General features: G+C 67.7%; 11 protein-coding genes and 1 pseudogene. 4 read left to right on the top strand and 8 right to left on the bottom strand.

All coding sequences use genetic code 11. The annotated features are described in order from the left end of the window. Positions 1-156: pseudogene (locus tag AX685_RS19575) on the bottom strand (HslU--HslV peptidase proteolytic subunit); the annotation flags it as partial. Positions 157-310: 154 nt separating this feature from the next. Here AX685_RS19575 and AX685_RS19570 point away from each other — a divergent pair. After that, on the top strand, positions 311-505 hold the full coding sequence (locus tag AX685_RS19570; protein ID WP_425442650.1) for a hypothetical protein: 195 nt from the start codon (positions 311-313) through the stop codon (positions 503-505). A gap of 258 nt (positions 506-763) precedes the next feature. Here the strand turns inward: AX685_RS19570 and AX685_RS19565 are convergent, their stop codons facing one another. From AX685_RS19565 to AX685_RS22110, 6 genes are all read right to left on the bottom strand, one after another. Next, positions 764-1174, bottom strand: coding sequence for a holin family protein (locus AX685_RS19565; RefSeq protein ID WP_066491767.1), 411 nt, complete (start codon positions 1172-1174; stop codon positions 764-766). A 22-nt stretch (positions 1175-1196) separates the two neighbouring features. Then, positions 1197-1733: a glycoside hydrolase family 108 protein gene (locus AX685_RS19560; RefSeq protein ID WP_066491765.1), complete on the bottom strand. Its 537-nt coding sequence runs from the start codon at positions 1731-1733 to the stop codon at positions 1197-1199. A 201-nt stretch (positions 1734-1934) separates the two neighbouring features. After that, positions 1935-2288: a dihydroneopterin aldolase gene (locus tag AX685_RS19555; protein WP_066491758.1), complete on the bottom strand. Its 354-nt coding sequence runs from the start codon at positions 2286-2288 to the stop codon at positions 1935-1937. Then, on the bottom strand, positions 2281-3030 hold the full coding sequence (locus tag AX685_RS19550) for an SDR family oxidoreductase (protein WP_066491752.1): 750 nt from the start codon (positions 3028-3030) through the stop codon (positions 2281-2283). The genes AX685_RS19555 and AX685_RS19550 overlap by 8 nt, the downstream gene beginning before the upstream one ends. Before the next feature lie 2 nt (positions 3031-3032). Next, positions 3033-3671 (bottom strand): GTP cyclohydrolase I FolE, encoded by a 639-nt coding sequence (folE, locus tag AX685_RS19545; RefSeq protein WP_066491750.1) that lies wholly within the window; start codon positions 3669-3671, stop codon positions 3033-3035. A gap of 5 nt (positions 3672-3676) precedes the next feature. Then, on the bottom strand, positions 3677-3883 hold the full coding sequence (locus AX685_RS22110) for a hypothetical protein (RefSeq protein ID WP_156445948.1): 207 nt from the start codon (positions 3881-3883) through the stop codon (positions 3677-3679). Between AX685_RS22110 and AX685_RS19540 the strand changes: the two genes are divergently transcribed. The 3 genes from AX685_RS19540 to AX685_RS19530 all read left to right on the top strand — a co-directional run bounded on the left by AX685_RS19540 (position 3882) and on the right by AX685_RS19530 (position 7455). After that, entirely contained in the window at positions 3882-6830 is a 2949-nt protein-coding gene (locus tag AX685_RS19540) for a TonB-dependent receptor (RefSeq protein ID WP_066491774.1), read from the top strand. The genes AX685_RS22110 and AX685_RS19540 overlap by 2 nt on opposite strands. 89 nt (positions 6831-6919) lie before the next feature. Further along, positions 6920-7126 (top strand): DUF2945 domain-containing protein, encoded by a 207-nt coding sequence (locus AX685_RS19535; RefSeq protein WP_066491772.1) that lies wholly within the window; start codon positions 6920-6922, stop codon positions 7124-7126. A gap of 47 nt (positions 7127-7173) precedes the next feature. Then, positions 7174-7455: an SWIB/MDM2 domain-containing protein gene (locus AX685_RS19530; RefSeq protein WP_066491748.1), complete on the top strand. Its 282-nt coding sequence runs from the start codon at positions 7174-7176 to the stop codon at positions 7453-7455. A gap of 180 nt (positions 7456-7635) precedes the next feature. On the opposite strand, the gene AX685_RS22955 is transcribed toward AX685_RS19530, so the two are convergent. After that, positions 7636-8504 (bottom strand): hypothetical protein (locus tag AX685_RS22955; protein ID WP_197418729.1); only part of this gene is annotated, 869 nt, incomplete at its 5' end.

The raw sequence follows: 8504 nt of genomic DNA, 5'->3' as shown, positions 1-8504 counted from the left end.
CCCGCCGATCACCTTGCCGTCCGCGCCCAGCCGGCGGACCTTCTTCGCATTGGGCTTCATCACGGTCTGCCCCATCGAGACCTGACCGTCGCCCGCCACGACGACCTTGCCGCCGCGCCGGACCGAAAGAATGGTGGTGCCGTGCCAGACCGGCATGGCGTGTGGATCGTTCCCGCTCATGGCGCGCGATATGGGGAGCGGCCGGCGGGTCCGGCAAGCCCCGCGCGGTTTTGCGCCGATATTGCGGCGCACTTAACCGGAGCGATGGAACTTGTCGGGCGCTCAGGCCATAGGCAGGTCCAAGGATTGAGTGACGATGATTACCGACAAGGACCGCCTGTATTTCCAGATCCGCGCCGAGACCGAATTGCGGCTGGCAGCCGAGGCAGAAGACCCCGCGGTGTGCCGCGCGCATTACCAGATGGCGACCGAATATCTCGACGCCGCGCACGGCGCGCACATGCGGCTGCCACCCGATCCGCAACGGCTGGCGCGGCGGGGGTAGGACGGGGCGGCGTTTCCACGGTTCTTGGCAATCGTGCCGTCATCCCAGCGAAAGCTGGGACCTTTCCATTGGGTAGTCCCCCCTGGGAGACCCCAGCTTTCGCTGGGGTGACGTACCGGGCGGGGGGTCTAGCCGCCCCCCTCTCCCTTCCGTCGCCCCGGCGTAGGCCGGGGTCCAGCATTCCTCGAAACCAGCGGCTGGTGCGATTGCGGCAAGGTAGATGCCGGAACAGATACGGCGTTCCGGACTTGCGCCACGCTATTTCCCGCGCGCCTTCCCCCATTCGCGCGCGACCGTGTAGCCGAGATAGCCGGTGCCGAAGAGCGCGTAGAGCGGTTCCGGCAGGCCGTTGAGATAGGCGTTCATGCCCCGCCCGATCGCCAGCGCCATGTCCGGCTGGACCGCGGCGATCAGCCCCATCGGAATGCTCCACAGCAGCAGCGCGTACATCACGTAGAGGAAGCTGGGGCGCGCGCGGCTGGTCCATGGGTCGGGCGAGGCGGCTTCGGCGAGCACCGCCGCCATCTGCGTCTTGATGCGCTCCAGCTCCTGCGTGCCCTCCATCCGCAGCAGTTCCAGCTTGGCCGCCTCGCGCGCTTTCGGATCGGGGATGATCTTGTCGATCAGCCCGGCGATGGGCGCGATGATGCCGTCGATCAGTGATGCCATGTCGTGTCCCTCCCCCTTCGCGTCAGCCGATGCGGTTGGCGAGCCAGCCGTACAGGAACGCCTCGTTTGCGGGGCGCTGTTCCGCGAGCGTCAGATAGCGTTCGCCCTGCAACGCCTCGATCGCCTTCACCAGCACGGTCGGCGCGCGCACCCCGCGCGTCGCCAGGAAGCGGTCGAGCGCGGCGAGCGTCTGCGCGCCGATGCGTCCGTCGAGCACGACGTCGGGATAATCGCTGCCGCCGCGGTTGAGCGCGTTGAGCGCGCGCTGAAGGAAGGCGGTCGCCACCGCCGGCCCCATGTTGACCCCGGTATCGAACAATTCCGCCGCGACGCGCGGGGAGCGTTCGGCGACGCGATCGAACCCCGGGTTGAGCCAATAGGCGCGGCGGTAGATGCTTTGCGCCGCCGGGCGGGTGAAATGCCGCATGTCGCCGGCATAGCCGTTGGCGCGCGCCACCGCCTCGGTAATGCCGAAGCGTGTCGCGCCGCCACGGTCGGCCGGATGTCGGACGAACCCGCCCTCCCGGTCGATCACCGCATCGATCAACTCGTCGATCATGTTCCGCTCCTTTGATTGGGATGGGCGGAACATAATGGGAACATTGGGTGTAGGACAGGCCGTGCCCTGCCCGTCACCCCGGACCTGTTCCGGGGTCCACCGTTCCGCACGACCGACGCTTGGTGCGCATGCGGCACGGTGCATGCCGGAACACGTCCGGCATGACGGATTGGCAAAAGCGGCCGCGCGCAGGGCCGCCGCTCAGCCGCGGGTGCGGACGATCTCGCAGCCCACGGCGGCGTCGGGATAGACGTCGGGCTTGACCGATCGCACGCGCACCTCGCGCACGCGCGGGTCGGCGAGGCACAGCGCGGCGACCGCCTCCACCAGCGTTTCCTGCAACGCGAACCCCGGTCCCTGCGCCAGCGCGGCGATGCCGGTGCGCACGACATCGTAATCGAGCACCTGTTCGATCGCGTCGGCATCGGGCGGCGTGTCGTAGCGGACGGTCATCGACACCGACAGCAGCACGCGCTGCGGCACCTGTTCGTGCGCGTGGATGCCCAGCCGCATCGACACCGCGAGATCCGACAGGATGATCGTGTAATCAGCCATGTGCGCGCCCTTCGAACATCACGTCGCCGTCGCGCTTCATGAAGCGCTGGCCGGCATCGACGAACAACGTCTGCCCGGTGACGCTGCGCGCGCCCAGCAGATAGACGACCGCCGCCGCGACCGCATCGGCACCGACCGGGCGTTGCAGCAGGTTGGCGCTGGCGGTGCGGTCGAACTCCTCGGCGCTCTGCTCGCCGCTGGGCAGCGTCAAGCCGGGGGCGACCGCATTGACCCGCATGCGCGGCGCGAACGCCTGCGCCAGCAGCACCGTCGCGCTGTCCAGCGCGGCCTTGCTGAGCGTATAGGAGAAGAAATCCGGATTGGGGTTGGCCAGTTTCTGGTCGAGCAGGTTGACCACCGCGCGATCCTCGCCCCCCGGCTGCGCGGCGAGTGCGGCGGCGAGCCGGGCGGGGGCGATCGCGTTAACCGCATGCAGCCGCGCCGCCAGCGCCGGGTCGATCGCCTCGGGCCGGTCGAATTCGAACAGCGAGGCGCTGTTGACCAGCCCGAACACCGGCCCATCGGCGGCGGCGCGGGGGATCAGCGCGGCGACGTCATCGGCATCGGCCAGGTCGGCCCGGATCGCCTGCCCGCCCAGCTCCGCCGCCAGCGCCTCCGCCGCCGCGCGCGACGTCCCGTAATGGATCACCGGGCGGTAGCCGGCGGCCGCGACCGCGCGCGCGATCGCCGCGCCCAGCCGCTTCGCGCCGCCGGTGACGAGGACCAGCCCCCCTTCCGACACGCTCAGGCCATGCCCATCAGCGACAGCACTTCCTTGCGGCTGCGCTCGTCGTCGCGGAACACGCCCATCATCCGGCTGGTCACCATGCCGACGCCGGGGGTGCGCACTCCGCGCGCGGTCATGCAGGCGTGGCTCGCCTCGATCACCACCGCCACCCCCTGCGGCTTCAGGCCGTTCCAGATACAGTCGGCGACCTCGGCGGTCAGCCGTTCCTGCACCTGCAACCGCCGGGCATAGGCGTGGAGGACGCGGGCCAGCTTCGAAATGCCGACGACATGGTCGCGCGGCAGATAGGCGATGTGCGCCTTGCCGATGATCGGCGCCATGTGATGTTCGCAATGCGACTGGAACGGAATGTCCTTCAGCAGGACGATCTCGTCATAGCCGCCGACTTCCTCGAACACGCGCGACAGGTGCTTCGACGGATCGTCGGCATAGCCGGCGCAATATTCCCGCCACGCGCGCGCGACGCGCTGGGGCGTGTCGAGCAGCCCTTCGCGCGTGGGATCGTCGCCGGCCCAGCGGATCAGCGTGCGCACCGCCGCCGCGACATCGTCGGGCACTGGCAACTTGCCGTCGCCGCCGACCAGATCGCCGTCCGCCGGGTCGCCATGGGGTGTATGTGCGTGATCGTCCGCCATGTTTCTCACTTACCCTTCATCTTTCGCAACGCAGCATGACCGAATTTCGATTTGGCCATTGATGCTTTATTGTCACTCGCCGCAATCGCCGCACGAATCCTACGCAAAAACGTTTGACGGCGGAAATTTTCGGTCGCTACCTTCCATACCGCATCATCAAACGCCGACATGACGACACAAGATCGCGTGCGGCTTACGGAGGGGATGTTCATGAGGAAGTTCGACCTGCTGTGCGCGTCCGCCATCAGCCTGCTGGCGGCCGCACCCGTTGCCGCCCAGACCGGCGCCACCACCACCGCCCAGAACGGCGCACCGACCAATGGCCCGGGGCAGGAAGCGCCCTCCTCCGTATCGACCGACACGTCCGCTGGCTATGCCCCCGATATCGTCGTGACCGCACAGCGCCAGTCGCAGCGGCTGCAGGACGTGCCGATCGCGGTGACCGCATTCACCGCCGACAACCTGGACAAGCAGCAGATCGTCAACCCGGTGGCGTTGCAGCAGTCGCTGCCCAACATCACCTTCACGAAGACGAACTTCACCTCCTCCAGCTTCACGATCCGCGGCATCGGCGACCTGTGCGTCGGCGTCACCTGCGACCAGGCGACCGCGATCCACGTCAACGACATGCCGCTGCTGGCGACGCGCCTGTTCGAAAGCGAATTCTTTGATCTGGAACGCGTCGAGGTGCTGCGCGGGCCGCAGGGCACGCTGTTCGGGCGCAACGCGACGTCGGGTGTCGTCAACTTCATTTCGGCCAAGCCCGACCTGTCGGGGATCCGCGCCGCGGGCGAGTTCGAATACGGCAATTACGATTCGAAGCGCGTGAAGGCGATGTTCAACCTGCCGCTGGGCAACACGCTGGGGCTGCGCGTGGCGGGCACGTACCTGAACCGCGACGGCTATACGTTCAACGACTATACCGGCAACCGCATCGACGGGCGCGACCTGTATGCGGTGCGCGGCACGCTGTCGTGGGAGCCGAGCCCCGATACGCGCGTCGACCTGATCGGCTATTACTTCCGTGAGAAGGACAATCGCAGCCGCATCCAGAAGCAGCTGTGCAACCGCGATTCCACCGGCATCCTGGGCTGTTCGCCCGACGGCGCGGGGTTCGGCACCACCAACGCCAATTCCACGCTGGCGACGATCCTGACCAGCCGCGAATTCCTGACCATCTCCGGCGCGGGCGCGCTGGCGCCGTTCGCGCTGGGCAGCGTTTATCAGGCGGCGGACAGCTTCGCGGGCGTGACCAACCCGGCCGACGTGCGCCGGGTGCGGATCGATTACGAGCCGACCTATTTCGCCGAGGAACAGCAATATACCGTCAAGCTGTTCCATGATTTCGGCCCGGTCAGCCTGAACATCACCGGCGGCTATATGGAGAATACCGTCGATTCGACGTCCGACTACAATCTGGCGGTCGAGAATTCCTATGCCGGCAATGCGGGCCTCAACCTGCTGAACGCGATCGGCCGGCCGGGGCTGCCGGGCGCGGTGCTCAACAACGTGCGCCAGTATCTGATCCCCAACGGCCCGGGCACGCTGTGCCAGTCGCTGCCGGAACCGACCAACACCGGCGTCTATGGCGGCAACGCGGTCTGCGCGCCGACCAGCCTGGATTTCGACCGTTCGTACAACCATGCGCGGCAATATTCGGCCGAGGCGCATATCGACAGCTCGTTCGACGGGCCGTTCAACTTCCTGCTGGGCGGCATCTATTTCGACAGCAAGCAAGAGAACGACTATTACGTCAACGCCTTCGGTCTGGATTACGCCACCGGCCTGCTCGGGTCCGGTCCGACGGCGGGCGCGGCCTATCTGGCGTCGCCCTTCTATCGCAGCAGCTCGCCCGAATTCCGGCTGAAGTCGTGGGGCGCGTTCGGCGAAGCCTATTTCCAGGCGACCGAGAAGCTGAAGCTGACGATCGGCCTGCGCTACAACCACGACGACAAATCGGTGCGCGCGCGCACCACGCTGGCCAACGTCCCCGTGCCCTATGGCGCCACCACCGCGTTCCCGCAGCTGGACAGCGGCGCGGTGGACTTCGACCCGACGATCCCCGGCAACCAGGCGTTCGCCATCGGCAACGTCAGTTTCTCTCGCCTGACCGGGCGCGCGGTGATCGACTACAAGATCACCAACGACAATCTGATCTACGCCTCCTATTCGCGCGGGTATAAGTCGGGCGGCATCAACCCGCCGCTGTCGCCGCTGTTCGCGGTGCCGACCAACTTCGCGCCGGAAAGCGTCGATGCGTTCGAAATCGGATCGAAGAACACGTTCGGCGGCGGCGCGCTGCGCATCAACCTCACCGGCTTCTACTACAAGTACAAGGATCTGCAGCTGTCGCGGATCGTCGCGCGCACGTCGGTGAACGACAATATCAACGCCGACATCTACGGCGTCGAGGCCGAAGCGGTGCTCAGCCCGATCCCGCGCTTCGTCGTCAACGCCAACTTCAGCTACCTGAAGACCAAGGTGTCGGCGGATCGCTTCCTCGCCAATCCGCGCGATCCGTCGGGCGGCCGATCCGACGCGGTCATCATCAAGGACATCACCAACGCATCGAACTGCGCCGTCGTGCCGACCACCGCGGGCAACCGCGCGGGCGCCAACGCCTTCGTCACCGCGATCAACTCCTCGGTCGGGCTGGCCGCGCCAGTGGCGGTGCCCGGCACCACCGCGAACGGCGCGTTCAGCATCTGCTCGGCATTGACCGCGCAGGCGGCGGCGATCGGCGCGGCGTTCGGCGGCGTCCAGGTGCTCGGCTCGGGCGTCGAGGTGAACGTGCGCGGCAACCAGCTGCCCAACGCGCCCACCTACAAATGGTCGGTGGGTGCGCAATATACGGTCGACATGGGCGGCAGCGGATGGACGGTCGTGCCGCGTGCCGACATCAACTACACCGGCAATGCCTATGGCACGATCTTCAACAAGAACCCGATCGACCGGATGCCGGGATACGAAGTCGTCAACGCGCAGATCCAGGTCAACGCACCCGACGACCGCTTCTACGTCCGCGGCTTCGTGCAGAACCTGACCGGGAACGACTCGACCACCGGCATGTACGTGACCGATCAGTCGTCGGGCTCGTTCACCAACATCTTCACGATCGAGCCGCGCCGCTACGGCGTGGCCGCCGGGTTCAAGTTCTGATCCGGCGACGCTGACGCAACCATGCGCCGCTCCCGCGGATTAACCCGATCGGTCCATCACGACCGAATGGCAACATGGGGAGCGGCGACATGGCGAGCGATCTGAAGAAGGGTGACGAGGTCACGTGGAAGTCGCACGGCGGCACCGCGCACGGCACGGTCGAGAAGACGCTGACCAGCGACACCACGATCAAGGGCCACACGGTCCGCGCGTCGAAGGACGATCCGCAATATCTGGTAGAGAGTGACAACGGCGGAAAGGCGGCGCACAAGCGCACTGCGCTCAAGAAGGCGTGATTCCGCGAGGAGCCGGCCCGTTGGCCGGCGCAACAGGAAGGAATGTAATGGCTACCAAGACCAAGGCCGACGCAGCTGCCCCCAAGACCGGCGGCATCCATGCCCCCGTGCAGCCGTCGGCTGAACTGGGTGCGGTCGTCGGCAACGAGAAGCTGCCGCGCAGCCAGGTCATCAGCAAGGTGTGGGACTATATCAAGTCCAACAACCTGCAGAACCCGGAGAACAAGCGCGAGATCCTCGCCGACGAGAAGCTGAAGAAGGTCTTCGGCCGCGACAAGGTGACGATGTTCGAAATGAACAAGTACATCTCGCAGCACGTCAAGGCCTGACGGCATCGTGCCGCCCGCCGCGCCGCGCGACGACGCGCGCGGCGGGCGCACCCGGACCCGCGCCGCGCGCATTGCCGACGGCGAGCGTCACAGGCGGTGGAGCGACAGGGCTCCCGCCAATTTCCCCATGTCGCGGCCGCTCGCCGCAGACGGCCGGTGCCGTCACCGCCCGACGCGGGATCAGCGACAGCGCGGATAGGCCTGTTGCGGGTCGGGCAGGTCGACCGGCGGCGGCGGCGTCACCGCGATTGCCGGCGCAACGGGGCCCGCGCCGCCGACCGGTCGCACCGCCCGGACCACGGGCGACACCGGCGCGCCCGTCACCGGAGGTGTCACCGGGCGGGCCATCGGGCGCGTCATCGCGCGCAGGTTGTTCGACGCGATGGCGTCCTCCAGCACGTGGACATGCGGCAGCACCGCGCCGTCGCGCCGGGCGACGATCACCTCGCCCAGGCCGCGCGCGAAACGGTGGCGGGTCACGATATAGCCGCCCTGCGTGACCGCGCGCAGCAGGATCGCGCTGTGCGGGTAAGGATCCTGCAGCCGGTCGCGCACGATCACCACCCCCGACACGCCGATCCGGTCCAGGATCGTGCGCGCCGCGTCGGGCGTGCGCGCGATGACGTGATAGCCGCGCCCCATGAAGTCGCTGCCGGCCAGCCATTGCGACGCGCGCGCCACCCACATCGTCCGCATCCCGCAGTCGCGATGTGCGACCTCGGCGATGATCGCCCCTTCGCCCCCCGCGCGGCCGTCGACCATCCAGATCCACGAATCCTGCCGCATCGCCGCGACGATCGTGGGGGCGGCCATGTCACGCTTGGGCTCCAGCCGGACCAGCGCCACCACCGGCGATGCGAGCGCGGCGGCGGGCAGCGCGATCGCCGCGGCGCGCATCGCCGCGCCGCCGTGGCGCCACGCCCGCACCACTCCCAGCGCCGCCAGCGCGACGCACCACGGTACCGCGGGCAGAACGTAGCGAGCGTCGAGCGCAACCGGCACGATCGACTGGAACGCCAGCGTCGCCGCGATCGCGGCCAGCGCCAGCC

It is taken from the genome of Sphingomonas sp. CCH9-F2 (assembly GCF_001556735.1).
Lineage (GTDB): Bacteria > Pseudomonadota > Alphaproteobacteria > Sphingomonadales > Sphingomonadaceae > Sphingomonas > Sphingomonas ginsenosidimutans.
This window is presented reverse-complemented; position numbering and strand designations above follow the sequence as displayed.